A 23,610-nucleotide genomic window follows, 5' to 3' on the forward strand; every position below is an offset into this window, starting at 1 on the left:
TCGCCACCGCATCAAGCGCCCACACTTATCGGCTGTAAATTTTTAAAGAGCAATTCGTCTTAATCGCTTCGTTTTCGTTCGCAGCGATCAGCGAAGGAGGCGAATTATGCAGGCCCAAGAACCACTCGTCAAGAGAATCTGGAATATTTATTTCTGGGGCCGCTACACTGATTATTCGACGCGAAGTCAGCGAGTGGTTTCCCTCTACAGAAATAGCGTTGTCGATCTCGTCCCGGTGCAGCCCGCCTGCGCTGATTTTGCAACGCAAGCGCTGCTCGCCAGCTTCCTGCAGCAATCACGAAAAACCCGCGAGCGGAACCGCGAGATGCCGGCATCCGGACGTCGGGATACGAAAGCGCCCTTGTCGGCCGACGCTGCCACAGGTGATGGCGACGGCCTGCCAAGGGGATCCGGGCCATGCCGGTGGATCGTACAAACCATGAAATGTATGATGCCGCTTAGCACGACAAGGCGACGTCACTACATTGACGCTCGGACAACGCGCTAGCCGAGCCAGACCGCGTACGCACTGGACCCTCCCCTCCGGCAGGCTTCGCGCCGCAGCCGCTGTGTCGTCCTGTATTACCGGTTTGAACGGGGCTTGTCCGCAGAAACGGCTTACCGGCACTGGAGGGATCCATGTTCGACAAGGCGCTACGTATCGAGGGCGGTCCGGACTGGCATCACTTCCACATTTACACCGACAGCACGCTTGTGGCGGTGCTGCTAATCGCAGCCTTGCTGCTCGCGATCCTGCTGGCGAGCGCGATCTGCTACTACGTCACGCGCTCGATCATGCTGATGATCGTTGGCCGCCTTGCGCGCGAGCCGCAGCGCAAGTGGCTGCGTGCCGCCGAGTCCCACAAGGTATTCCATCGGCTCGCGCCGCTAGTGCCCGCCTTGATCCTCTATGTTTCCGCCCCGCTGATCTCGGGGCTCACGTTCCCGCTGGTTGCGGCGCTCGGCCATCCGCTGGCCGTGCTCGCGGCGTGCTTCATGGTGTATACGCTCCTGCGCGCCGCGCTCGCGTTCCTCGAAAGCGTGGGTGAGCGCTACAGTCACTTCCCATCCGCAAGCGAGCGCCCGATCAAAAGCTTTTTGCAGACCGCAACCATCGCGCTCTACGTGATCGCGTTGATCGCGGGGATTTCGGTTTTGCTGGAACGCTCACCGGCCTACTTCCTCACCGGCCTCAGCGCAATGACGGCGCTTCTGATCATCATTTTCCGCGACTCGCTGCTCGGCTTCGTGGCCAGCATCCAGCTCACCGTCTACGACATGGTGCGGGTGGGAGACTGGATTGAAGTGCCCGGCTTCGTCGCCGATGGCACCGTGATCGACATTGCACTGAACACGATCAAAGTCCAGAACTTCGACAATTCGATCGTCATGCTGCCAAGCTACGTCCTTCTCACGAACAGCGTGAAGAACTGGCGTGGGATGACCGAGTCCGGCGCTCGGCGCGTCAGGCATGCGATACATTTCGATGCCGACACCGTCTGCTTTCCAGGCGAGGCACTGCTCGCCCGGCTAGGCAACGCCCCCGAAGGGCCACTTGTGCGAGTGGCGCCCGGCCACACCCAGCGCCGCACGAACCTCGGCCTGTACCGCCTCTATCTGGACGCGTATTTTCGCGATCATCCGTCGGTCCACAAGGACATGCCGATCGTTATCCGGCAGGTGCAGTCGAGCCAGCCCGTCATCGCACTTGAAATATTTCTCTATGTCGACGAAACGCGCTGGGAACCGTACGAAAACCTGCAGTCGGACATGCTCGATCATGCCTACGGGGTCGTGTCGCAGTTCGGCTTGCGCTGCTGGCAGGAGCAGCGCGCGTCGCCGCGGCAGCTGTAATCTGCCCGACGCGACCTGCCGCCCCTGACCGTGCATTGGAATCCGGCGACACCGGTCATCGGCTGTCTTGATGCCGACCGCGACGCCGATTCCTTCAATGCCCTCCTAGTCGTAACTGTAAACGCCGCGCCCAGTCTTGCGGCCCAGACGTCCGGCGGACACCAGTTCGCGAAGCAGCGGGCACGCGCGGTATTTCGAATCGCCGAAGTCCTTGTAAAACACGTCCAAGACCGAAAGGACCACGTCGAGCCCGACGAGGTCGGCCAGCGCCAGCGGGCCAATTGGCTGATTCGCGCCAAGACGCATGCCGGTGTCGATATCCTCGGCTGGCGCGACACCTTCGGCCAACAGGAAGAAAGCCTCGTTGATCATCGGCACGAGAATGCGATTGACCACGAAACCCGGCGAATTGCGCACACTGATTGGCGACTTGCCGAGCCGCAATGTCAGTTCGCGAACCGCCTCCGCGGCGGCGCTGCCGGTTTCGAGGCCCTCGATGATTTCAACAAGCGGCATCAGCGGTACTGGATTGAAGAAGTGCATGCCGACGAGGCGCGACGGGTCGGCGAGCGCCGCGCCAAGCGTGGTGATCGAGATTGACGACGTATTGGAAGCGAGAAAGGCGCCGGGGCGCGCAACCGCTTCGATCTGCTTCAAGATGCGCAACTTCAGATCGAGGCTTTCGGTGGCCGCTTCGATAATGAGCCCGGCAGCACCGAGCCGCTGATAGTCCGTAGACGTCTCGATGCGCGCAAGCGCGGCGTTGCCCGCCGCTGCGTCCAGCTTGTCTTTCGCTACGAGCCGATCGAGGCTTCCCCTCACCGCGGTGAGGCCTCTGTCGAGCGCCGCGTCGCTAACGTCGACCACGATCACGCGCAGGCCAGCGAGTGCGGCGACCTGCGCGATGCCGGAGCCCATCGTCCCGGCGCCGACGATTCCCAATGTTTCGATTTGCATTGCGTTTTTTTCGCGCGACCGAAGTCGCTTTCAACGATTACTGCAAGTTTTCGAAAATGGCGGCGATACCCTGCCCGCCTCCAATACACATCGTGACGAGCGCATAGCGGCCGCCAATGCGCTTGAGTTCGTGCAGCGCCTTCACGGCAATCAGTGCGCCCGTCGCGCCAATGGGATGGCCGAGTGAAATACCCGAACCATTCGGGTTGACCTTTTCAGGATCGAGGCCCAGTTCCTGCGTGACCGCGCACGCCTGAGCGGCGAAGGCCTCGTTCGACTCGATCACGTCGAGGTCCGCGACGGTCAATCCCGCGCGCTGCAACGCAAGACGCGTAGCCGGCACCGGGCCAATGCCCATGTAGAGCGGATCGACGCCTGCGTGCGCGTACGCGACGAGTTTCGCCATCGGCGCGAGGCCGCGCGCCTCGGCCGCTGCGCGCGACATCAGCAGGACGGCTGCGGCCGCGTCATTGATGCCCGAAGCGTTGCCCGCCGTGACCGTACCGTTCTCTTTCGCAAATACGGGCTTGAGTTTCGCGAAGTCGTCGATCGTTGCATCGTGGCGCAAGTGTTCGTCGGTGTCGAAAACGCTCTCGCGCCCCTTCACCGTGCGCTTGACCGGCACGATCTGGCTGGCGAACCGGCCTTCGGCGATAGCGCGCGCAGCACGGCGATGCGACTCGAGCGCGAGGTTGTCCTGGTGTTCACGCGTAATGCCATAACGGCCCGCGACATTTTCGGCGGTGACACCCATCGGCACCGTGTGGAACGGGTCGTTGAGCGCACCCAGCATCATGTCGATGAGGCGTGCATCGCCCATCCGTGCGCCGAAGCGCGCCTCGGTCGTGATGTAGGGCGCGCGGCTCATGTTCTCGGCGCCGGCGCCGATCGCTACCTCAGCGTCGCCTAGCAAAATGGTTTGCGCCGCGGAAACGATCGCCTGCAAACCCGACCCGCACAGCCGGTTGACGTTGAACGCAGGCGTCGATTCAGGAATGCCGGCGTTGATCGCGGCGACGCGAGACAGGTAGAAGTCCCGCGGCTCTGTGGCGATCACATTGCCGAACACCACGTGCCCCACGTCCTTTGCTTCGACGTGGCTGCGCGCGAGCAGTTCACGCACGACGATTGCACCGAGTTCGGTTGGCGGCACATCTTTCAGGCTGCCGCCGAATTTTCCGATCGCGGTCCGCACACCGCCCACCACCACGACTTCCCTGCTCATATGGATTCCTTAGTGATCTGTTAGCTGCCCGTGAAGCGGCGGCGCAGCGCGTTGCTACGCCTCGCCCCGACCTGTTTTGCAGGTATTCAAGGCACGGCACGCGAATCGTAGCGCCAACAGAAGCTGGACAGACTGATGAAACCGGCCGACATACTGACAAAACTGGCCATGTCATACCGTCAACGGCAGCCACGCGATGGACCTCGGGCGCGCCTGTCTGTTAGAGCACTCGTGGAGCGCGTGATTTCGTCAAGGCCGATCCGGCACCGGTTAAGGTTTCGTTAAGCGGCCCGTGCGTAGAATCGATTTCGCCAACCGGAACCGCTCTCCAGCGGTGAGACAAGAACGCACGTGTAAGCAAAGGGCTCTTATGGATGCAGTCGAAACATTGAACCGAACCCTCTTTCTCATACTCAATGCCACACCCGCAACGCCGCACTGGCTTGTCGTTTCGGGCATCCTGATTGCCGACTATGCGATCCTGCTTGTCCCCGCCATGCTCGTGGCACTATGGCTGACAGGCGCAGACGAGCGTCGCGCGTTGGCCGTGCGCGCTTGCCTAGCAGGCTTGCTTGCCCTCGGCGTCAACCAGTTGATCGGTCTGACGTGGTACCATCCGCGCCCTTTCGCAAGCGCAACGGGTCATACGTTCCTAGCCCATGCGCCAGATTCTTCGTTTCCTAGCGATCATGTGACGTTGCTGTCCGCCGTTGCGTTCACGTTCCTGTATGGCCGAAAGCGAGGAATCGGCTTGCTTGCCGTGTTCGTCGATATCGCCGTTGCCTGGGCTCGCATATTCGTCGGGGTGCACTGGCCGCTCGACATGATCGGTGCGGCGATCGTTGCGTGGTCGACCTACGTGGTTAGCAGCCCCCTCTGGCGACTCGGGGGCATGGCACTGACCCGCGCGCTGATCGCGCTCTACAGGAAGGTTCTCGCCGTGCCGATTGAGCTGCGGTGGTTACGGCCGTAGCGAGACGCACTGGCCGCGAGCGCGGCCATCGACGTGCCCGTTCGAATTCTCACAGGAAGGTTAGCTTGCCGTTCTTGATGTCATACATCGAGCCCGCCATCTTTACGCTCCCTTTGTTTTCCAGATCAGACAGAATCTGGCTTCCGCTGCGGATTGCGGCTATCGCACCCTGAACATTCGATCGCGCTACGGCGTCGACAAACGCCTCGTTTTTACTGGTTCGTTCTCCAGAATATTGTGTTGCCGTGATCGCCGGCTGAATCTTCTGGAGCAAACCCGTCAAATTTCCTAGCTGAACGTTATCGATTGCCCCCTTTATCGCTCCGCATGCGGTGTGCCCCATCACCAGAATCACCTTTGCGCCAGCGACGGCACAAGCGAACTCCATACTCCCGAGTATGTCCTGGTTTGCGATGTTTCCCGCGATCCTGGCATTGAAGGTGTCGCCGATTCCCATATCCAGAATGATCTCGGCTGGCGCGCGCGAGTCGATGCAACTGAGGACGATCGCAGCAGGATACTGCCCGGCCGCGCTCGCTCGTTTCTGCGCGAGAAAATCCTGTTTTTTCATCTTGCCGGTGCGAAACCGCTCGTTGCCGGCCTTCATCATTTCGATGATTTGATCTGGAGTCAGCGCGTTGCGCTGCGATTCGGACAGCGCCGCCGCCTGCACATCGCCCGCGGCGAACTGGGCACCTGCAACGAGCGTAGCCACACTGATGCCGGCCTTGATCCACTTGCGCCTGCCGCCATCTTCCGGGTCGTCCGGGACATCAATCGCCGTGTTTGCAGACATTGGAAATCTCCTTCATTTGCGGGGCTCGAGCCGTGGCTCGGGGAGAAGTCTGGGCCGATGTTCGCTAACAGCCTGAAATCAGCACGTAGGCAATGTGAAGACGGCTGGTCAGCAGTATAGGCGGCACGTGAAATCGTGATAGTTGGCTGCGCCTGCGCCGGGAGGATTGAGCTTCCTTCCAGCGCCCGATTTCAGCGGCCGCGAAACGCCCCCCCTAATCGACGTCGGCCCGGAACACCCCCCGTTTTCCGTGAAAAATTGCCGTGGTTTGCAGCTATAAAGATAATCCTTCTTATCATAAGGTGCTAATTTTTACGCTAAACTACGAGACATGAAAACGCGCCACACGCCCTTGCCAAACCCCGCACCCAGCGCACCGCCCGGGTTCCCCGACGCCGACGAACTCGCCATGCTGCGCGCGTGGTACGCGGGCCTCGCCGTACGCCCGGCCGTAGAGCGCTATTTGCCCTCGGCACTCGGCGACGGAAAATCGGCACGTGGCGTGCTCGGGCGCATCCGGCGCAGGCTGGTCGCCATCGCGCGCGCAGCGCATCGCGACGATCTGGTGGCGCTGTTCGAGCATCCGGTTGAAGAGCGCGAGCGCCACGCCAAGGCTGTCGCGCAGGCAATCGACAGCCTGCGCACCGCCCGCCCCCCCGAACCCCAGATCGCCGACGACATCGCACAGTGGTTCGCCCCGCGCGCCGTGCGGGTGCTGTACGCGCACGGCATTACCACGCTCGCCGACCTTACCGTGCGCATTCCGCGCCGCCGCCAGTGGTGGAAGGCCGTGGCAGGACTCGGCATGGCGAGCGCCCGCGCAATCGAAGCGTTCTTTGCGGCGTGGCCCTCACTCACGGAAAAGGCGCGCGCGCTCATCGTGGCGAGCCAGCGCGGCGACATCGCGCCATGGGAAACCCTGAAGCTGCCGCACGAAGTCGATGGCTCCGAAGGCGCGTTCCGTGCGCCGCGCGCGACCTGCACGCTGGACGCCTCGAACGACTATGAAGCCGTGCAGACCTGGCTTGCGTTGCATGAATCGCCCGCCACGCAGCGCACCTACAAGAAGGAAGCCGAACGCCTGATCCTCTGGGCGATCGTCGAGCGCGGCCGCGCGCTCTCTTCGCTCACGACCGAAGACGCCATCGCCTACCGCGCGTTCCTGCGTCATCCCTCGCCGCGCGGCCGCTGGGTCGGCCCCGTGCGTGCGCGCACCTCGCCAGACTGGCGGCCGTTCAACGGCAGCCTCTCGGCGCGCTCGGTCGCGCATGCGCTGTCGATCCTTGGCGCGCTGTTTCGCTGGCTCATCGAGCAGCGCTACGTGCTCGCCAATCCGTTTTCCGGCGTGAAAGTGCGCGGCGCGAGCGGCGCGCAGGTTCTCGACACCTCACACGCATTCAGCGAAGGGGAATGGGCGCTCACGCGCACGCTCGCGGACGGCCTGGAGTGGTCATACGGCTGGTCGGCGCCGGCGGCGCAGCGGCTGCGCTTCCTGCTGGATTTCGGTTATGCGACCGGCCTGCGCGCGAGCGAGCTGGTTGGGGCCACGCTCGGGCACGTCGAGACGGATGCGCGCGGCGATCACTGGCTGCGCGTCACGGGCAAGGGGAAAAAGCTCGCACGCGTCGCCTTGCCGCCGCTCGCCTGGGATGCGCTCGCGCGCTATCTGGCCGAACGTGACCTGCCGGTCGTGCCCCAGCGCTGGAATCCGGCCACGCCGGTCATCGGCAGTCTGGAGGCCGACAGCGACGCCACGATCAGTAGCGCGCGCTTGTGGGGCGTGCTTCGGCGTTTCTTCGTGCTGGCCGCAAAAGCCATCGAGGCCGATCACGCGCCGCTCGCGGACAAACTGCGCCGCGCGAGTCCGCACTGGATGCGCCACACGCATGCGACGCACGCGCTCGGGCGCGGCGCGGAACTCACCACGGTGCGCGACAACCTGCGGCACGCTTCTGTCTCGACCACCTCGATCTATCTGCACAGCGACGAGGTCAAGCGTGCACGGCAAATCGCAGACGCATTCGCCAAGCCAAAATGAGCACGATCCACGCGAGCTTGCGTTTCAGCTGACCGACCCCATTGCCGACTGTTGATAGTTTTCAAGGCCGATCTTGTCGATCAACCCAAGCTGGATTTCGAGCCAGTCGATGTGGTCCTCCGTGTCGTCCAGGATCTCGACGAAAATCTCTCTCGACACGAAATCCCGCACAGATTCGCAGTACGCAACGGCTTCCTTGCACTGTGCCTGCGCGGTGCGTTCGAGCTTGAGGTCGCACTCGAGCACCTCGCGTACGTCCTCGCCAATCAAAAGTTTGCTAAGGTCCTGCAGATTAGGCAGGCCGTCGAGCATGAGAATGCGCTCGATCAGTTTGTCGGCATGCTTCATTTCCTCGATCGACTCGTCGTATTCGTGTTTGCCGAGTCCTGCGAGGCCCCAGTGGCCGTACAGCCGCGCGTGCAGAAAATACTGATTAATCGCCGTCAGCTCGTTCTTGAGTTCCGCATTGAGATATTCGATAACTTTTGGATCTGCTTGCATGACTCCCTCCTGGGTGCTGCGCCGTTCCCGCGTCGAGACAATTAGAACGAGCATAGACATTCGGCGCGCGCGACGCATGAACGAGAGTGTCAATGAGAAGGATTCCGCGTTTTATCGGCCCGATTTAAGCAGAGGAATGACGTTTTGAACCGCTTCCTCAATCGGAGATCATGTTTGCGAACAACGGGATCAGCGCGGGACTTTCTCGACGCAGCCTGGTCGCTGTCGGCACGATCGGCGGCGGCATCGAATACTATTCGTATTCCTTATAAATAAATTACCATGGAAACAAGGATGTCGACGTCACAGCCGGCCCGTGCGGGAACCGCGTTTGAAGTCCTGCGAGTCTTTCTGATACTCGGCCTGACGTCCTTTGGCGGCCCCATCGCCCATATCGGCTATTTTCGTCGTGAGTTCGTCGAGCGGCGGTGTTGGCTCGACGACGAAACCTTCACGGATCTGGTCGGCCTCTGCCAATTTCTCCCGGGTCCGGCCAGCAGCCAGACCGGATTCTCAATCGGTCTGCTGCGCGCCGGCTGGCTCGGCGGCCTCGCAGCCTGGTGCGGATTCACGTTGCCATCCGCCGCGCTGCTGATCGCCTTTGCCGTCGTGGCGCCCGAACTCGGTGGCCCTGCGGGAAGCGGGCTCATTCATGGCCTGAAACTCGTTGCCGTTGCCGTCGTCGCGCAAGCCGTCTGGGACATGGCGCGGCGCTTATGCCCCGACTACCGCCGCGCCGGCATTGCACTCGTTGCGCTCGTGCTTCTGGCTGTGATGACGACGGCCTATGCGCAGTTGATCGTTATCGTGCTTGGCGCGGTGCTCGGTATCGTGCTGTGCCGGTCCACGCCCTCGGGAACCATCGTCGGCACGCGTGGGCATACGCAGGAATTTCATGTTTCGCGTACCACAGGTCTGTTCGCGCTTGCCCTCTTTTGCGCGCTGCTTTTCGGGCTTCCGGCGCTTGCCGCATTCGACACGGCTCACACCATCCGCGTGTTCGACGCCTTCTACCGCTCGGGCGCTCTCGTCTTCGGCGGCGGTCACGTCGTACTGCCGCTGCTGCAGCGTGAGACCGTAGCGACCGGTTGGGTATCGCCTACCGATTTTCTTGCTGGCTACGGCGCTGCCCAGGCTGTGCCTGGTCCGCTTTTCACGTTTGCCGCTTTCCTTGGATGGATCATGAGCGGCCCATCCACTCACGCGCTGGGTGCGGCGGTGGCCCTGGCAGGCATCTTTCTGCCAGGCCTGCTTCTCGTGCTCGCCGCGCTGCCATACTGGCTAGCGCTGCGCGCCCACCCGTCGATGGCGGCCATGCTTGCGGGCGTCAACGCAGCCGTGGTCGGCCTGCTTGCCATGGCGCTCTACTCGCCCGTCTGGACGAGCGCCGTCCAGACGCGAATCGACTTTGCGATCGCGGCCATCGGCTTCTTGTTGCTCACACGCTGGAAAGTGCCGCCACTCGCTGTCGTGGTGCTTTCAGCAGTGGCTGGCGTCGCTGAAATGCTGTTGCGGTAAGCGGCAAACCTCAACCTCGCCAGGCTTGAAGAAACCTGAGCCACGCGGTCGCGCCAGGATCGGCGTGACCGATACTGCGTTCCTGCACCCACGCCGCGCGCCCCTTCTTCGACTGCAACGCGGCAGTCGCACGAACCTGTCGATCAGCCGTGTCGATCATCGCGTCGAGGAGCGCGCGCTCGTCAACACTGCCTGATTCAAACGCTTCAAGCGTATCGAGGCTCGGGACGAGTGCATCGAGCAGCGTCTTGTCACCGAGCTGCGACTTGCCCCGCTCGGCAATGCGCGCGGCCACCGCGCGCCCCATGGCGAGCGCTTCGGCCCTGCCCGCCTCCTGCCGGCCCGCCACGGTCTTCGCAGCCGCGAGCAGCCCGCCGCCCACGAGCGCGCCGAACGTCGACGGGTTCGCCGTAGAGAACGCCTTGCCCACGGCGATCAGCACGTCGCCCAGCGCGGCGTCGGGGGGCAGCTTCGCGATGGCATCGGCCGCCGCGAGCGAGCCCGCCTTCACGGTCACGCCCAGGTCGCCGTCACCGAGTGCGGCGTCGAGTTCGCGCAATTCGTCCGCGCTCGCAGGCATGGCGTTCAATGCGCCAATGAGCCGCGCCTTGATTTCGCTTACCGAAAGAGTCATCGCTGACCTCCCTCGTCAACGCGCCATCCTTCGCGCCAGAACGGCGAACACACCGGTGCGTCGAGCAGCGTGTCGAGTTCTTCGTCGAGTTGCATCACGGAGATCGAGGCGCCCGCCATTTCGAGGCTCGTTACGTACTCGCCCACGTAAGCGCGCGCCACGCGCAGCCCTGCTGCGGCAACGGCCTGTTCGGCGCGCCGATACAGCAGATACAGTTCTTCGAGCGGTGTCGCACCGAGTCCGTTGACGAGCAGCGCCACGCTCGCGCCCGCCTCGGCCCGCAGGTCGCCCAGGATCGCCCCCGCGAGCCGCTCGGCTATGGCATTTGCGCTCTCGAGCTTGCCGCGATGCGTACCCGGCTCACCATGAATGCCAATGCCGATCTCCATCTCGCCATCGGGCAGCGTGAAGGTGGGCTTGCCTGCCGCCGGCAGGATCGTTGGCGAGAGGCCCACGCCCATGGTGCGCGTCGCGCCGTTCGCCTTCGCGGCAATGCGCGCGACTTCGTCGAGCGTGTCGCCGCGTTCGGCCGCCGCGCCCGCGCATTTGAAACCGAACACCATACCCGCCACGCCGCGGCGGTCCGAAGCCCGCTCGGGCGGCGCGGAAGCCACGTCGTCGGCTACGAGCACGGTGCGGGTCTCGATGCCGTCTGCGTCTGCAAGATCCGCGGCGAGATCGAAGTTGAAGACGTCGCCACCGTAGTTGCCGTACAGATAGAGCACGCCCGCGCCGCCGTGAACGGCCTTGGTGGCTTCGTAGATCTGCTCCGACGATGGCGAGGAAAACACGTTGCCCACGGCCACGCCGCTTGCGAGCCCCTTGCCTACGTAGCCCAGAAAGGCCGGCAGGTGCCCGGACCCGCCGCCCGTCACAATCCCGACCTTGCCGGCGTTCGGCGCATCGGCGCGCACGAGCGCGCGTCGGTCTGCGGTGACCGGCTTGAGCCAGCCCGGATGGGCGAGCAGCAAGGCGTCGATCATCTCGTCGACAAAATGATCAGGATGATTAATGATTTTTTTCACGTGTCGCGTCTCCTGTATGGATGGCCTTCGCACCACCGCTAACGTTGACTTCTGCGTTCAAAGCTTGCGCCGTTGGCTCAGCGCGTCGAGCAAAACGGCTGCGAGAATCACGCCGCCCTGGATGAACTGCGTCCAGAACGGATTGACGCCAAGCAGCGAGAGCCCGACATTGATCACGCCGATCAGCACGACGCCGATGAAGGTGCCGACGATCGAGCCGCGGCCGCCCGCGAGCGAGGTGCCGCCAATCACCACGCCTGCGATCACCTGCAGCTCCAGCCCGTTGGCCGCCGACGGCAGCGCCGAATTGAGGCGCCCCGCAAGCACGATGCCCGCAATCGCGGCGGTCACGCCCGCGAACATGTAGGTCAGAAAGATCACGCGGCTGACCGGAATACCCGCGAGCCGCGCCGCTTCCTTGTTGCCGCCCACAGCGAACACCTGGTGACCAAATTCGGTTTTTCGCAGCAATACGTGCCCAATGACGAATACGGCCAGCATCACGAGCATCGGCGCGGGCAAGCCTGCAAACGTCTTGGCGCCGAACGCGGTAAACACATTGGGGAAGTCGAATTTCGTGCGGCCGTCCGAAATGGCAAGCGTGAGGCCCCGCCCCATCGCCATCATCGCGAGCGTGACGATGAACGGCACGAGCCGTAGCCACGCAATACCGAAGCCGTTGAGTGCGCCCACGGCCGCACCGGTTACGAGCGCGATGACGAGGCCCGCTACGCCAAGGCCAACGGCGTCGGGGCTCGCCCCGGCCATCACCGTCGCCGCCACCATGCCGCTCAGCGCGACGAGCGAGCCCACGGAAAGATCGATGCCCGACGTGATGATCACGAACGTGCCGCCCACCGCCGCGATGCCGACCACGGACACCTGCACCATGATGTTGGTGAGCGTGCTCGTGGTGAGAAACTCCGGCGAGGCCAGCGAGAGCGCAACGCAGATCAGTACGAGCGCCGCAATGAGCGGTCCGAGGCCGCTGCGCATCTGGCGCAGCACGCGCTGTTGCAGGGTGGGTGTTTCTTCACGCGGTCGAACCGTGGTGGACGTCATGCTGCAACTCCGGTGGTAGCCCATTGAATGATCGTCTCCGAGCTGGCGTGCTCGCGCGCGACCTCGCCGACGATGCTGCCGCGATACATCACGAGCACGCGGTCCGACATGCCGAGCAGTTCGGGCAGTTCGGAGCTGACGAGCACGACGGCTGCGCCCGCGCGCGCCATCGCGACGATATGCGCATAGATCTCGGTCTTCGCGCCGACGTCGATGCCGCGGGTGGGCTCGTCGAGCAGGATGACTGTCGGCGACGTGGCGCTCGCGCGCCCGAGAATCACTTTCTGCTGATTGCCGCCCGAAAGATTGCCCGTGAGCGACGTGACCGACGGCGCGCGCACCGCGAAGCGCTCGACCGCCTCGCGCGCGAGCCGGCGTTTTTTCGCGGCGCTAACAAAGCCGCCGCGCACCAGCGCGCGCAAGCTCGAAAGCGCGACGTTTTCCTCGATGCTCGCTTCGAGCACGAGTCCTTCGAGCTTGCGGTCCTCGGCGGTGTAGACAATGCCTGCGCGCATGCCTTGCGCGGGCGAGCGCAGCGCGATCCTGCGCCCGCGCAGCCGCAGTTCGCCACCGGTGAGCGGCAGCGCGCCGCATAACGTTTTCAGAAGCTCGGTGCGTCCCGCGCCCGCAATGCCGCCTATGCCCACGATCTCGCCCGCGCGAATGCTGAAACTCGCGTCGCGAAGAACAGGCGCGCTCGCCAAGTTGTGCGCTTCCAGGACCACGTCCCCATAGGGACGTGCCTCCCATGGATAGAACGAGTCGAGATTGCGCGCGACCATGGCCTGCACGAGCGCCGGTTCGTTCCAGTCGGACATCGGCCGTGCGCCGACCGTTGCGCCGTCACGCATCACCACGGCCGAATCGGCGAGTTCGAACACCTCTTCGAGATGGTGCGAAATGAAGATGATGCCCATGCCCGACGCGCGCAGGCGCCGCACCACGGCGTAGAGATGTTCGATATCGTGATGCTGGAGCGCGGCCGTGGGCTCGTCCATCACGAGAATGCGCGCCTCGCGCGCGAGCGCCTTCGCCACCTCCACGAGCTGACGCTTGTTGAGCGGCAGATCGCCCAGGCGCATCGCCGGCGGCACGCCGTCCAGCCCCACCTGGGCGAGCGCCTCGCGCGCCATGGCGTTCGCGCGGCGATGATCGACGAGGCCATGGCGCCGCGGCATGCGGCCAAGAAAGAGGTTTTCGGCCACCGTCATGTCGTTGACGAGCGAAAGCTCCTGATAGATCACGGCCACGCCAGCGTCGATCGCGGCCTGTGTGCCGCGCGCGAGACGCACGCCGTCGATCTCGATCGTGCCTTCGTCCGGCTCGTAAGCGCCGGAAAGCGTCTTGATGAGCGATGACTTGCCCGCGCCGTTCTCGCCGACGATCGCCATCACGTGCCCCGCATGCAGTTCGAGGCTCACGCCTCGCAGCGCCTTCACGCCGGGAAAACTCTTGACGATGCCGCTCATGCGCAAAAGCGGCGGCGCGCCTGTCCTGCCGTCCGCGCGAGTGTTCTCTTGCTGCGATACGTGCATTGCGTGCATTGCCGAACCTGATTCGCGTTTCATCCGTTCATCCCGGGCGCCGGCGCACGCAACGCATGCGGCCGGCGCTTAAGACCGCCCGTTACTGCTTGACTTCGAGCGCCCACAAGCCGTATTGCTTCACGCCATCCGAATCGATATTCGACTTGTCGATCAGATAGGTCGGCCACGCGTAGTTCGCGGGCACGTCCTTCTTCGTCTCATAGTCGGTGATGAACGTCATTGCCTTGGCGGACATGCCGATCGGGTTCTGCGAAATCGTTGCGTCCTGCTTGCCCGCACGGATCGCCGAAAGCGCCTGCGCCGTGCCGTCCGCACCGATCACCATGATGTGGCCCGGGTCGCCGAGCGGCTTGTAGCGGCCCGCATTGTCGATGGCTTTTTCCGCGCCCACCGTGTTGTCGTCGTTCGCGCCGAATACCGCATCGATCTGCGGATATTTCTGCAGGATGCTCGTCATCGCGTTGAGCGACTTCTCCTGGTCAAAGCCGCCTTCCTGGCGCGCGACGACCTTGATGTCGGGATACTTCGCGATCTCTTCCGAGAAGCCCTTTTCGCGGTCCGTCGCCGCCGTGGTGCCGATGAGGCCGATCAGGTCCACCACGTTGCCCTTGGGCGAGCCATAACGCTTGCTCAACTGGTCGGCGATCCACTTCGCGCCGGTGGCGCCAAGCGCTACGTTATCCGAAGCGACGAACGAGGTCACCTTGCCGCCGTCAGAGCCACGGTCGAGCATGAAGACCGGCACGTTCATCGAATTGGCCTTTTCGACGGCCGGGATAATCGCCTTCGAATCGATCGGATTGAGCACGATCGCCTGCACGCCCTGGCTCAGCAGGTTGAGCGTGTCGTTGACCTGCTGCTGGGCGTCGCCGTTTGCGTTGGTCTGCACGAGATCGAAGCCCTGCTTTTCCGCGCCACGCTCCACGCCATTCTTCAGGCCTACGAAGAATGCGTTATTGAGCGTGGCGATCGAGAAGCCCACCTTGATCTTCGTGACCGGCGCCGCCGCGGCTTGCGCCGGTGCGCTCGCGGCAGCGGCGTCGCTTGCCGCCGCCGTGGTCGAAGGCGACTCGCTCTTCGAGCAGCCTGCCAGCATTGCGGCGGCGGCGAACATTGTCACGCCGGCCGTTGCGCCCATGCGCGCGCTGCGCGCCACCCATCTGTCGAACCCTGCTGAACTCCACGCCATCACCGTCTCCTGTTTTTGATCTGCTGGTTTTTGACTGACCTGCGAACCGCCAACCGACTGCGTAATCGTTTTTACCGCGTGTGTATCGCGTGTGTTGCATCGCCGCGACTGCACGGGCGCGCGAGCGCCCGCGCATTACTTGCGCGGGCCGTAGCCCTTGAACTTCTCGATGACTTCCTCCATTTGCGCATCCGAAAGCAGCGGCGGCTCGCCCAGTTGGCACGCCAGCAAATACTGCTTCGCGAGCACTTCCACTTCGTGGGCGAGCCACAGCGCCCGCTCGAGATCGCGCCCAAGTGCAATGACGCCGTGATGCGCGAGCAGGCATGCGAGCCGCTCGTGCAGCGCTTCGAGCGCGTGGTCGGAGAGCGCCTGACTGCCGAAGGTCGCATACGGTGCGCAGCGAATCGAATTGCCGCCCGCCGCGGCCACCATGTAGTGATGCGCGGGAATGCCCCGGCTGTGAATTGCAAGCGCCGTGGCGGCTTGCGAATGCGTATGGACCACGGCGTGCACGTCGGCGCGCGCGCGCAGAATGTCGCGATGAAAACGCCACTCCGAAGAAGGGCGTTGTGCTTCGAACAGCGGATCGTCGTCACGCACATCGAGCGGCATCCACACGATGCGCTCGCGCGTAAGCGCGGCGCTCGGCACGCCACTCGGGGTAATCAGGAGGCCGTCATGCCAGCGCGCGCTCACGTTGCCCGACGTGCCCTGATTGATGCCGAGGCGCTCCATCTCGCGCGAGGTGTCGACGATCTGCTGGCGCATTTCGGTCTCCGCCCGCACATCGCGCGCGCGTTCCGCCTTCTCTCCCGCACGGCGGCTCTCGCTCGCGCCGCTCACGCTGCCGCTCCCGCAGCGAAAAGCGCCGCGAGATTCGCCTCGAATGGTGCGCGTACGATACCGCGCTCCGTCACGATGCCGGTCACGAGCGCATGCGGCGTCACGTCGAACGCCGGGTTGCGTACCTGGATGCCCTCGGGCGCGGTGCGTTGCCCCGCGAGATGCGTCACCTCCGCGGCGCCGCGCTCCTCGATCACGATGTCCGCGCCGCTCGCAGTACGCAGATCGAGCGTGGACGAAGGGCATGCCACGTAGAAGGGAATACCGAAATGCTTCGCCGCGATCGCCACGCCGAGCGTGCCGATCTTGTTCGCGACGTCGCCATTCGCGGCCACGCGGTCGGTGCCGACGATCACGAGGTCGATGAGCCCCTGGGCCATCAATGTGGGCGCCATGCTATCGGTGATCAACGTCACGTCGAGCCCCGCCTGCTGCAACTCGTAGGCGGTGAGCCGCGCGCCTTGCAGGAGCGGTCGCGTTTCGTCCGCATAGACACGAAACGCCACGCCGTCCCGATGCGCGCAGTAGAGCGGCGCGGTCGCCGTGCCGATGCCGGCCGTGGCCAGCGCACCGGCGTTGCAGTGCGTGAGCACGCCGCTGCCGGGTGTAATCAGCGCGCGCCCCGCTTCGCCGATCTGCGCGCACAGCTCGATATCCTCTTGATGAATGCGCTTGGCCTCGGCAACGAGCGCTTCGTACTGCGCTGTTCCCGTCGCGCCCGGCGTGGCGCGTGCGCGCGAAAGCATCCGCTCTAGCGCCCAGCGCAGATTCACCGCTGTGGGCCGCGCGCTGTCCAGATACGCGGCGTGCGCTTCGAGCCGCGCGAGAAAAGTATCGCGTGAATCGGCCGGCTCGCGCCGCATCGCCACGCACAGCCCGTAGGCGGCGGCGACACCGATCGCGGGTGCGCCGCGAACGCGCAGTTCGTGTATCGCGCGCCAGACCGCCTCGACCGTGTCCACGGTTTCGACCACGCACTCGCGTGGCAAACGTGTCTGGTCGAGCAGATAAAGGGTGCCGTCGCGCCACTCGATGGTGGGGGGAAGACTCGATTGTTGCGCCTGCAACGTCATACTTTCTCCGTCGATGCGGGTTGTCCGGACTGTTCGGGCTGCGCCGCTCATTGTGGCAGCCGGTTTGCGCTTACGCCGATTCCGCGAGTACCTGAGCGGCCAGCGCGGTGACCGCCTCGATCGAAGCCAGCTCGCGACGCCGCACCAGCAGCGCTTCGGCAAGTTTCAGGCAACGCACTTCGATCTGCGCCCGCACCATTTCGTCCTTGATACTCGTAATTTCCGCCACCTTCGCCATACCCACGATGCGGCGGATCATCTTGCAGCCCGCAAAGCCGAGCGTATCGGCGAAGAGCCGCCTGATAAAAACGTCGCGGAAGGCCTCCGCCGCAGGCGTGCCTGCCGGACCGCCAATGTACGCCTGGCCCGTCTCGCGCTCGTGCGTGCGCCAGATCTGCCCGAACTTCTGCGCGAAAGCGTTCCATACGGCCTCGACTTGTTCGAGCAGCCAGCCCTGGTATACGGCGGGCTCACGCCCTGCCTCGCGGTCGTGCCAGTCGCGCGCGTAATACGCGAGCAGCAGGTTCGCAATGAACGCGCCGGTATCGAAGCCCATCGGCCCATAAAAAGCGAACTCGGGGTCGATCACATAGGTCTCGTGTTCGTTCGCCATGATCGAGCCCGTATGCAGATCGCCGTGCACGAGCGTTTCCGCATGGTTCATGAAGGCCCACTTCATTTCGGCCGCCGCAATGCGCAACGGCTCGTGCGTGCGCAACCGTTCGATCGCCGCCGCGGGCAGCGCGGGGCTGTAGACGTTCGAAGGATGATCTTCGAACGGGAACGTGAAGACGAGTTCCTCAGTGATCTTGCACAATTCCGTATTGATGTCGCCGCCCACCGCCGCTTTCTTTGCATCCGGCGCAAGATAGAGGTCGGAGCCATGGAACAGCGTGCGCGCGAGATACGTGGAAATGTGCTCGGCGAGCCGCGGATACACGACGCCGTCGATCAGCCCTCCACGCAGCACGCGATGCGAATCGAGCCGCTGCATGACCATGAGGAACTTCTCGTTATCCGCATGAAAAACGCGTGGCACGTGCTCCGGGCACAGTGCGCCGAAGCGCCGCAACGCCGCCACTTCGCGCTCCATGCGCTCGCGCGGCAAGGGCCACGCTTCGCCAACCAGCCGCAGGTACGGCGGCGCCTGCTTCACAACGACGCTCAGGCGCGGGTCGCGCGCGCTGCTCACGAAGTAGACGTAGTTGAGGTTGCCATCGCCCACTTCGACGACCTGCAATTCGCTGTCGTCGCCAAGCCTTGCACAAACGGCCGGAATACCCTGCAGGTATTCGGTCAGTTCGGAAGAGCTGAAAGCTTCGAAGTGCATACGTTTCCTGTCGGGAAAATGGGCCGCTGGCCCGCCTAACGTCGCTTGCGCACGAGATCGAACTTGAAAATGCTGGCGTTGTAATAGTCGTTGCTGTAGCAGACCGCGCGACCGGTCTCATCGAAATCCACTTCGTCGATCAGCAGAAACATGCCGATGTTCTCCTGCAATTCCGGCAAATCGCGCGGGGTGAGAATGGTCGGCTGGATCGAACTATGGGTGTGGGAAAGCCGCACGCCCGCGCGCTCCAGCGTGCCGAACAGCGACTCGCCCAGTTCATGCCCTTCCAGCAACGCCTTCGGCACGATATCGATGCAGTACGCGGCAATCGCGTCGTCGGCGCGACGCACGCGCTCGAACCGCACGCAGGGATCGCCTTCGGCGAGGCCGAGTTTTAGCGCGAGACTGCCGGAAGCCGCGATCGTCCTCACCTGCAAGCGGCTCGTGGAAGGCACCGCCCCGACACTGCGTATCATGTCCGTCACAGACATCAGATCATCCAGACCGCCTTGCAGCTTGAGCGTAATTTGTCTGACGAAGGTCCCCTTGCCGTGCACACGCGTGAGAAGACCGTGGGAAATCATCTGCGCGACCGCCTCCCGCAGGCTGGAGCGGCCCACGCCCAACAGCTCGCAAAGTTCGGGCTCCGGCGGGATTTGATCGCCCGGCTTGAGCGAGCGCTCGCGGATCATTTCCAGCAGCGAATCCTGGATTCGCTCGCACATCGACTGATCGACGCTCAGGCGCATGTTTGCCGCATCGTTGCGTGGGTTGGGTACATAGGGCTCCAATCTACATCAGACGTCTGATGTCTTGGCTCGTGGTTTTCCCTCTCATGCGGCGCAACATGACGATGGCCGCGGCGGCGCGCGGCGTTATTTGATACTCACCGAAAGCGCCGCGGACTCGAGCAGTTCTTCGAGCCCGAGCCACAAAATCTGCAGGCCGATGCACAGCAGCACGAATGCGAGCAGCCGCATCAGCACTTCGGTGCCAACCGGCCCGAGCCGCTTGCCCACGTGCCCCGCGAAACGCACGCACAGATAAATGCAGCCGCAAAGCACGATCAGCGCGAGCAACACGCCCACGACATTGACGAGTTGCACGTGACCGCGCGGCCGGCCGGTGCCCAGCGCAATCGCGACCGCAATCGACCCCGGCCCAACGGTGACCGGCAGCGTGAGCGGATAAAACGCCGTGGCGCGCAGCGTCGCTCTGCGCACCGGGTCCGGCGGCGCCTGCGAGGCCGAGCTATCCCCGCCGTCGGACGACTTGTGAAGCAGATTCCAGCCCGCGAACGCAATGACCAACCCGCCCGCGACCCGCAAAACCGGTATCGATATGCCGAAAAACGAGAGCACATAGGCCCCCATGATCAGCGAGCCGAGCAGGATGAACAGGCTGTTGATGGCGATGATGCGCGCGAGAAATGCGCGGTCGCTGGCGCTCGCATGCGGCAGCATGCTCAGCACGATGAACCCCGCCGCCGGCGGATTGAGCACAGGAAAGAGCCCGGCGAAGACGAGGAGGAACGTGTCGGAGAGTTGATTGAGCATCTCTGCGCTCCCTTGGCTTCGCGAAGTATATGGGCCCGCTCGAGGCCCGTTCCATACGACGATGGTCCCACTGAACGATCATTATGGAGCCGGAATGGAACTTCATCGTCCAATGTGGCTCGAACAAAGCCGCCAAAATCCCAAAGCACGCTGCGCAAAGCCGGCGTTCAAGCCCATTTGTCGATGCCTCTTGTTTCCCGACTTCGGTTGCTGCCCAGTCTGCTCGTGCTGATTGCCGCAGGCCTCGCGGCTGGCGCGTCTCCCGCTTCGGCTCGCGCTACCGTTCATCACACGGCGGCCGAAGGAACTGCCCACGCACCGTCCAAAAAGAAAAAGAGAGTCGCGCACAAGACGAAACCGGCACATCGCTCGATGCCTGCCGATGCGCCCGCCGCCAGACTCTCGGGACCGAAGCGCCGTACCAAACGTGCGAAACCGAAGCTCAGCTCGCCGCCGGTTCCTCAACACACGGCACACGCGAGCGCCAAGAACGCGCACACCCCTCGCCTGCTCGCGCGCTGCGGCTTCACGCCGGCGTCGCGCAAGCAGCTCTTTTCGCATGCGATCTACGTTGTCGACGAAAACACCCACACGCCGCTCTACGCGCGCAACGCCGACGCAGTCGCGCCGATCGCGTCAGTGTCGAAACTCATGACGGCGATCGTCTGGCTCGACAGCGCGCATGCGCCGCTGCACCAACAACTCTCGATCACGACCGCCGATCTCGACACGCTCAAATTCACGCATTCGCGCCTTGACGTCGGAGCCTCACTCACGCGTGCCAACATGCTGCACGTCGCGCTGATGTCCTCGGAGAACCGTGCGGCTGCGGCGCTCAGCCGCGACTATTCGGGTGGGCGGCCTGCGTTCATCGCGGCGATGAACGCGAAAGCACAGCGTCTGGGCATGACGCATACGCATTTCGTCAACGGGACCGGGCTTTCGCCGCAGAACGTTTCAACCGCGCGCGAGTTGGCGAGCCTCGTGCGGGCGGCCAATGGCTATCCGCTCATTCGCCGCTATTCGATCGACCATGAGGAACGCGTGCCCACGGGCCACGGACAGTTGCAGTACGTGAACAGCAATCGGCTGGTGCGCTACGGTCAGGTGCGCGCGAGCGTGCAGAAAACCGGCTTCATCAACGAGTCCGGCCACAATATGGTGATGCGCGTGATGGTGCACGGGCGGCGGCCCGTGATCGTCACACTCCTCGGGAGCGCCACGCCGGAGGGTTCGCGCCTGGACGGCGTGCGTGTTGCGCATTGGCTGTCGTGTTCCTTGCGCTGAGCAAACGCGCCAGGGCTACTTCACATCAACGCCCTGCGTTCGCCGAGCGCATTCCAGCGGCGTATGGCGCGGCTTTCGTGGTCGAAGCCGAGAATGCTCACCGAAGCCGTATCGAGATACAGATGCTCGCCTAGCGCCGCCGAACCCGAAATCCAGCAGCCCCCCAATGCGCGCAGGAAATGCGCGTGCGAAAACAAGGCCACGCGGCCATGCATGGCCAGCAAGCCGTCGATCACCGCCGCGGCGCGCGCCTGAACGCGCGCGAGATCCTCGCCCTGCGCGATGGGCGAATGCCACACGCTCCAGTCCGGTTCGGTCTTGCGGATGTCGGCGGTCTTGAGGCCTTCGTAGATCCCGTAGTCCCATTCGTGCAGGTCGGCCGAAATTCTCATCTCGCCGCCAAGGCCCGCGAGCTGGCACGTCTCGATGGCCCGTGCCATCGGGCTGCAAAGCACCGCGTCGAAGCGCTGCGTGGCGAGCGACGGCGTCAGCGAGCGCGCCTGCTCGCGTCCGTGCTCGGTGAGCGCAATATCGGTGCGCCCGGTGTGCTGCCCAGATAGGCTCCACTGCGTTTCGCCATGACGGATCAGCCAGACTTCGCGCAGTCCGGAGGACACGCTGGCAGGATTGGCAGACATCGGAAACTCCACGTTCGCGCCCCGCGCGGGACACACGGGATGCCTGCAGCATACCTGTTTCGAGGACATTTCGCCGCGCCGCGGCCACCGTGTTTCACACGGAATAATGAAGGCATATCGAAAGCGGCGAGGCCACCGTGCCGCGCCGTCGCACCATCGATTTGCACTCCGTATCGATTCGCTTTCGCCGCATGCGCACAGCATGACGCCGCCGCCTCTTGCGAGACGGCGGCGCCGTGGGTTAGCCATCGTTCATCAGTGATGGCGCTTGATGTCCTTCGCCATGTCCTTTGCGGCCTCCTTCATGTCACCGACGTTCTTGCGTGCCTGGCCGGCTTCCTGCTGGAGGTCGCCCTTCAATTCACGCGCCGGGTTGTCGGTTGCGCGGCCCACGGCCTCGTTGATCTTGCCCTTCACCTTTTCAGCCGTGCCCTTCACCTGGTCCTTGTTCATGGTCCCACTCCACGTAAAAGCGACGGTGTGTCGCGACGCTTCGTATAGCGCATGCACTGTGCCCGAGGTGCCCGGTGGCCGCGCGCTGTCGTATTCCGCAGCGCGCTGATTCAGGGACGCAACGTCAGGTCGGCCGTCAATCGTGCGCCATGGCCCGGTCGATCGAGATCTGCGTGGGCATCATGTTGACGTTCGCGTTGTGCATGACCCACAGCGAAAGCCCGACGATCACCGCAATCAGAAACGCCGTGCAGATAAAGATCGCCGTATTCGAACGCTGCTCGCGCGACGCGCCGATGTGCAGGAAATACACGAGTTGCACGACAAGCTGCGCAATACAGAGCACGACGATGGCGGCCAGCCCGAAGCCCGGCGAAACGACTCGAAACATCACGACGCCGAACGATGCCAGCGTGAGCACGAGCGAGAGCACGGTGCCGATCATGTAGCCCTTGAGGCTGCCGTGCGACGCGTCATGCACGGCGTGATGAGTGGCATGAGATTGGCTCACAGGAAACCTCGCAGATAAACGAACGTAAACACACAGATCCACACGAGATCGAGAAAGTGCCAAAAGAGGCTCAGGCACGCGAGGCGGCGGCGGACCGTGCCGGTCAGGCCGAACTTGAAGGTCTGGTGCATCATGATCGCGATCCACAGCAGACCCGCGGTGACATGCAGTCCGTGCGTGCCGACCAGCGTGAAATACGCCGAAAGGTACGCGCTCGTGCCGGGCCCCGCGCCATCGGCGATGAGTTTGGCGAACTCGTTCAACTCCATCGCGACAAAGCCCGCACCGAACAGGAACGTCACCGCGAGCCACGCGATCACCTGGCCGCGCCGCTGCGCGTAGAGACCCAGCATGGCCATGCCGAACGTGACGCTGCTCGCCAGCAGCAGCAGTGTTTCGCCCAATACGTACGGCAGTTCGAACAGATCCTTCGCACCCGGACCGCCTGCCGTCGCATTCGCGAGCACGCCGAAGGTGGCGAAGAGCGTCGCGAAGATGAGGCAGTCGCTCATCAGGTAGATCCAGAAGCCTAGTGTGGTCTTGGCGCTGTCGTCGTGACCATGACCATGGGCGTGAGTAATAGCAGCGTGAGCCATG

The 23,610-nt window shown here is 63.7% G+C and carries 23 protein-coding genes; 5 read left to right on the top strand and 18 right to left on the bottom strand.

Annotated elements, in window-relative coordinates:
- Positions 1-639 precede the first annotated feature (639 nt).
- Entirely contained in the window at positions 640-1,854 is a 1,215-nt protein-coding gene (locus U5A52_RS00005; protein ID WP_321916453.1) for a mechanosensitive ion channel family protein, read from the top strand.
- 105 nt (positions 1,855-1,959) lie between these two features.
- On the opposite strand, the gene U5A52_RS00010 is transcribed toward U5A52_RS00005, so the two are convergent.
- Together U5A52_RS00010 and bktB are read right to left on the bottom strand one after the other, a co-directional pair.
- A complete protein-coding gene (locus U5A52_RS00010) occupies positions 1,960-2,811 on the bottom strand; it encodes a 3-hydroxybutyryl-CoA dehydrogenase (protein WP_321916451.1) in 852 nt (283 codons plus the stop codon).
- Positions 2,812-2,848: 37 nt separating this feature from the next.
- A complete protein-coding gene (gene bktB, locus U5A52_RS00015) occupies positions 2,849-4,036 on the bottom strand; it encodes a beta-ketothiolase BktB (protein ID WP_321933248.1) in 1,188 nt (395 codons plus the stop codon).
- A gap of 370 nt (positions 4,037-4,406) precedes the next feature.
- Here bktB and U5A52_RS00020 point away from each other — a divergent pair, with 370 nt between their 5' ends.
- Positions 4,407-5,009 carry a phosphatase PAP2 family protein gene (locus tag U5A52_RS00020; RefSeq protein WP_321916448.1) on the top strand — a complete coding sequence of 201 codons (603 nt, stop codon included), beginning with the start codon at positions 4,407-4,409 and terminating at the stop codon, positions 5,007-5,009.
- A 49-nt stretch (positions 5,010-5,058) separates the two neighbouring features.
- Here the strand turns inward: U5A52_RS00020 and U5A52_RS00025 are convergent, their stop codons facing one another.
- Positions 5,059-5,805, bottom strand: coding sequence for a carbonic anhydrase family protein (locus U5A52_RS00025; protein ID WP_321916446.1), 747 nt, complete (start codon positions 5,803-5,805; stop codon positions 5,059-5,061).
- A 331-nt stretch (positions 5,806-6,136) separates the two neighbouring features.
- Here U5A52_RS00025 and U5A52_RS00030 point away from each other — a divergent pair, with 331 nt between their 5' ends.
- On the top strand, positions 6,137-7,843 hold the full coding sequence (locus tag U5A52_RS00030) for a site-specific integrase (protein WP_321933250.1): 1,707 nt from the start codon (positions 6,137-6,139) through the stop codon (positions 7,841-7,843).
- Between the two features lie 24 nt (positions 7,844-7,867).
- On the opposite strand, the gene bfr is transcribed toward U5A52_RS00030, so the two are convergent.
- The gene (gene bfr / locus U5A52_RS00035) at positions 7,868-8,344 is read right to left on the bottom strand and encodes a bacterioferritin (protein ID WP_254336224.1); all 477 of its coding nucleotides are present in this window, start codon (positions 8,342-8,344) and stop codon (positions 7,868-7,870) included.
- A gap of 282 nt (positions 8,345-8,626) precedes the next feature.
- Here bfr and chrA point away from each other — a divergent pair, with 282 nt between their 5' ends.
- Positions 8,627-9,862: a chromate efflux transporter gene (chrA, locus tag U5A52_RS00040; protein WP_321933251.1), complete on the top strand. Its 1,236-nt coding sequence runs from the start codon at positions 8,627-8,629 to the stop codon at positions 9,860-9,862.
- A gap of 10 nt (positions 9,863-9,872) precedes the next feature.
- Here chrA and U5A52_RS00045 read toward each other — a convergent pair whose 3' ends face one another.
- The 10 genes from U5A52_RS00045 to U5A52_RS00090 all read right to left on the bottom strand — a co-directional run bounded on the left by U5A52_RS00045 (position 9,873) and on the right by U5A52_RS00090 (position 20,124).
- On the bottom strand, positions 9,873-10,496 hold the full coding sequence (locus U5A52_RS00045; protein ID WP_321933252.1) for a DAK2 domain-containing protein: 624 nt from the start codon (positions 10,494-10,496) through the stop codon (positions 9,873-9,875).
- Positions 10,493-11,521: a dihydroxyacetone kinase subunit DhaK gene (locus U5A52_RS00050; RefSeq protein ID WP_321916436.1), complete on the bottom strand. Its 1,029-nt coding sequence runs from the start codon at positions 11,519-11,521 to the stop codon at positions 10,493-10,495. Before U5A52_RS00050 ends, U5A52_RS00045 begins: the two co-directional genes overlap by 4 nt.
- A 57-nt stretch (positions 11,522-11,578) precedes the next feature.
- Complete coding sequence (locus tag U5A52_RS00055; RefSeq protein WP_233271699.1) at positions 11,579-12,583, bottom strand: ABC transporter permease; 1,005 nt, start codon at positions 12,581-12,583, stop codon at positions 11,579-11,581.
- Complete coding sequence (locus U5A52_RS00060; RefSeq protein ID WP_321934139.1) at positions 12,580-14,118, bottom strand: sugar ABC transporter ATP-binding protein; 1,539 nt, start codon at positions 14,116-14,118, stop codon at positions 12,580-12,582. The genes U5A52_RS00055 and U5A52_RS00060 overlap by 4 nt, the downstream gene beginning before the upstream one ends.
- A 91-nt stretch (positions 14,119-14,209) precedes the next feature.
- Complete coding sequence (locus tag U5A52_RS00065; protein WP_321933253.1) at positions 14,210-15,319, bottom strand: sugar ABC transporter substrate-binding protein; 1,110 nt, start codon at positions 15,317-15,319, stop codon at positions 14,210-14,212.
- Between the two features lie 135 nt (positions 15,320-15,454).
- Positions 15,455-16,090: a class II aldolase/adducin family protein gene (locus tag U5A52_RS00070; RefSeq protein WP_321934140.1), complete on the bottom strand. Its 636-nt coding sequence runs from the start codon at positions 16,088-16,090 to the stop codon at positions 15,455-15,457.
- A 71-nt stretch (positions 16,091-16,161) separates the two neighbouring features.
- A complete protein-coding gene (gene mtnA / locus U5A52_RS00075; protein WP_321933255.1) occupies positions 16,162-17,238 on the bottom strand; it encodes an S-methyl-5-thioribose-1-phosphate isomerase in 1,077 nt (358 codons plus the stop codon).
- A gap of 70 nt (positions 17,239-17,308) precedes the next feature.
- Positions 17,309-18,568: an S-methyl-5-thioribose kinase gene (gene mtnK, locus U5A52_RS00080; protein WP_321933257.1), complete on the bottom strand. Its 1,260-nt coding sequence runs from the start codon at positions 18,566-18,568 to the stop codon at positions 17,309-17,311.
- A gap of 35 nt (positions 18,569-18,603) precedes the next feature.
- Positions 18,604-19,317, bottom strand: a complete 714-nt coding sequence (locus U5A52_RS00085; protein WP_321916428.1) for a GntR family transcriptional regulator — start codon at positions 19,315-19,317, stop codon at positions 18,604-18,606.
- A gap of 126 nt (positions 19,318-19,443) precedes the next feature.
- Positions 19,444-20,124 carry a MarC family protein gene (locus U5A52_RS00090; RefSeq protein WP_321916427.1) on the bottom strand — a complete coding sequence of 227 codons (681 nt, stop codon included), beginning with the start codon at positions 20,122-20,124 and terminating at the stop codon, positions 19,444-19,446.
- A 372-nt stretch (positions 20,125-20,496) separates the two neighbouring features.
- Here U5A52_RS00090 and U5A52_RS00095 point away from each other — a divergent pair, with 372 nt between their 5' ends.
- Positions 20,497-21,411: a serine hydrolase gene (locus U5A52_RS00095; RefSeq protein WP_321933259.1), complete on the top strand. Its 915-nt coding sequence runs from the start codon at positions 20,497-20,499 to the stop codon at positions 21,409-21,411.
- 20 nt (positions 21,412-21,431) lie between these two features.
- On the opposite strand, the gene U5A52_RS00100 is transcribed toward U5A52_RS00095, so the two are convergent.
- From U5A52_RS00100 to cyoC, 4 genes are all read right to left on the bottom strand, one after another.
- A complete protein-coding gene (locus U5A52_RS00100) occupies positions 21,432-22,049 on the bottom strand; it encodes a histidine phosphatase family protein (RefSeq protein ID WP_321916425.1) in 618 nt (205 codons plus the stop codon).
- Between the two features lie 255 nt (positions 22,050-22,304).
- Positions 22,305-22,502 carry a CsbD family protein gene (locus tag U5A52_RS00105; RefSeq protein ID WP_321916424.1) on the bottom strand — a complete coding sequence of 66 codons (198 nt, stop codon included), beginning with the start codon at positions 22,500-22,502 and terminating at the stop codon, positions 22,305-22,307.
- Between the two features lie 136 nt (positions 22,503-22,638).
- Positions 22,639-23,013, bottom strand: a complete 375-nt coding sequence (cyoD, locus tag U5A52_RS00110; protein WP_321916422.1) for a cytochrome o ubiquinol oxidase subunit IV — start codon at positions 23,011-23,013, stop codon at positions 22,639-22,641.
- Positions 23,010-23,609 (bottom strand): cytochrome o ubiquinol oxidase subunit III, encoded by a 600-nt coding sequence (cyoC, locus tag U5A52_RS00115; RefSeq protein ID WP_321916420.1) that lies wholly within the window; start codon positions 23,607-23,609, stop codon positions 23,010-23,012. The genes cyoD and cyoC overlap by 4 nt, the downstream gene beginning before the upstream one ends.
- Position 23,610: the final 1 nt, after the last annotated feature.

Source organism: Paraburkholderia sp. J8-2, assembly GCF_905220195.1.
Classification (GTDB): domain Bacteria; phylum Pseudomonadota; class Gammaproteobacteria; order Burkholderiales; family Burkholderiaceae; genus Paraburkholderia.

Coding starts and splice junctions, on each gene's coding strand:
- U5A52_RS00105 (WP_321916424.1), bottom strand. CDS start 22,502: ATGAACAAGGACCAGGTGAAGGGCACGGCTGAAAAGGTGAAGGGCAAG.
- U5A52_RS00095 (WP_321933259.1), top strand. CDS start 20,497: ATGCCTGCCGATGCGCCCGCCGCCAGACTCTCGGGACCGAAGCGCCGT.
- mtnK (WP_321933257.1), bottom strand. CDS start 18,568: ATGCACTTCGAAGCTTTCAGCTCTTCCGAACTGACCGAATACCTGCAG.
- U5A52_RS00005 (WP_321916453.1), top strand. CDS start 640: ATGTTCGACAAGGCGCTACGTATCGAGGGCGGTCCGGACTGGCATCAC.
- cyoC (WP_321916420.1), bottom strand. CDS start 23,609: ATGGCTCACGCTGCTATTACTCACGCCCATGGTCATGGTCACGACGAC.
- U5A52_RS00030 (WP_321933250.1), top strand. CDS start 6,137: ATGAAAACGCGCCACACGCCCTTGCCAAACCCCGCACCCAGCGCACCG.
- U5A52_RS00090 (WP_321916427.1), bottom strand. CDS start 20,124: ATGCTCAATCAACTCTCCGACACGTTCCTCCTCGTCTTCGCCGGGCTC.
- U5A52_RS00100 (WP_321916425.1), bottom strand. CDS start 22,049: ATGTCTGCCAATCCTGCCAGCGTGTCCTCCGGACTGCGCGAAGTCTGG.
- U5A52_RS00055 (WP_233271699.1), bottom strand. CDS start 12,583: ATGACGTCCACCACGGTTCGACCGCGTGAAGAAACACCCACCCTGCAA.
- U5A52_RS00060 (WP_321934139.1), bottom strand. CDS start 14,118: ATGCACGTATCGCAGCAAGAGAACACTCGCGCGGACGGCAGGACAGGC.
- U5A52_RS00025 (WP_321916446.1), bottom strand. CDS start 5,805: ATGTCTGCAAACACGGCGATTGATGTCCCGGACGACCCGGAAGATGGC.
- U5A52_RS00020 (WP_321916448.1), top strand. CDS start 4,407: ATGGATGCAGTCGAAACATTGAACCGAACCCTCTTTCTCATACTCAAT.
- mtnA (WP_321933255.1), bottom strand. CDS start 17,238: ATGACGTTGCAGGCGCAACAATCGAGTCTTCCCCCCACCATCGAGTGG.
- chrA (WP_321933251.1), top strand. CDS start 8,627: ATGGAAACAAGGATGTCGACGTCACAGCCGGCCCGTGCGGGAACCGCG.
- U5A52_RS00070 (WP_321934140.1), bottom strand. CDS start 16,090: ATGCGCCAGCAGATCGTCGACACCTCGCGCGAGATGGAGCGCCTCGGC.
- bktB (WP_321933248.1), bottom strand. CDS start 4,036: ATGAGCAGGGAAGTCGTGGTGGTGGGCGGTGTGCGGACCGCGATCGGA.
- U5A52_RS00085 (WP_321916428.1), bottom strand. CDS start 19,317: ATGCGCCTGAGCGTCGATCAGTCGATGTGCGAGCGAATCCAGGATTCG.
- U5A52_RS00045 (WP_321933252.1), bottom strand. CDS start 10,496: ATGACTCTTTCGGTAAGCGAAATCAAGGCGCGGCTCATTGGCGCATTG.
- U5A52_RS00065 (WP_321933253.1), bottom strand. CDS start 15,319: ATGGCGTGGAGTTCAGCAGGGTTCGACAGATGGGTGGCGCGCAGCGCG.
- U5A52_RS00010 (WP_321916451.1), bottom strand. CDS start 2,811: ATGCAAATCGAAACATTGGGAATCGTCGGCGCCGGGACGATGGGCTCC.
- bfr (WP_254336224.1), bottom strand. CDS start 8,344: ATGCAAGCAGATCCAAAAGTTATCGAATATCTCAATGCGGAACTCAAG.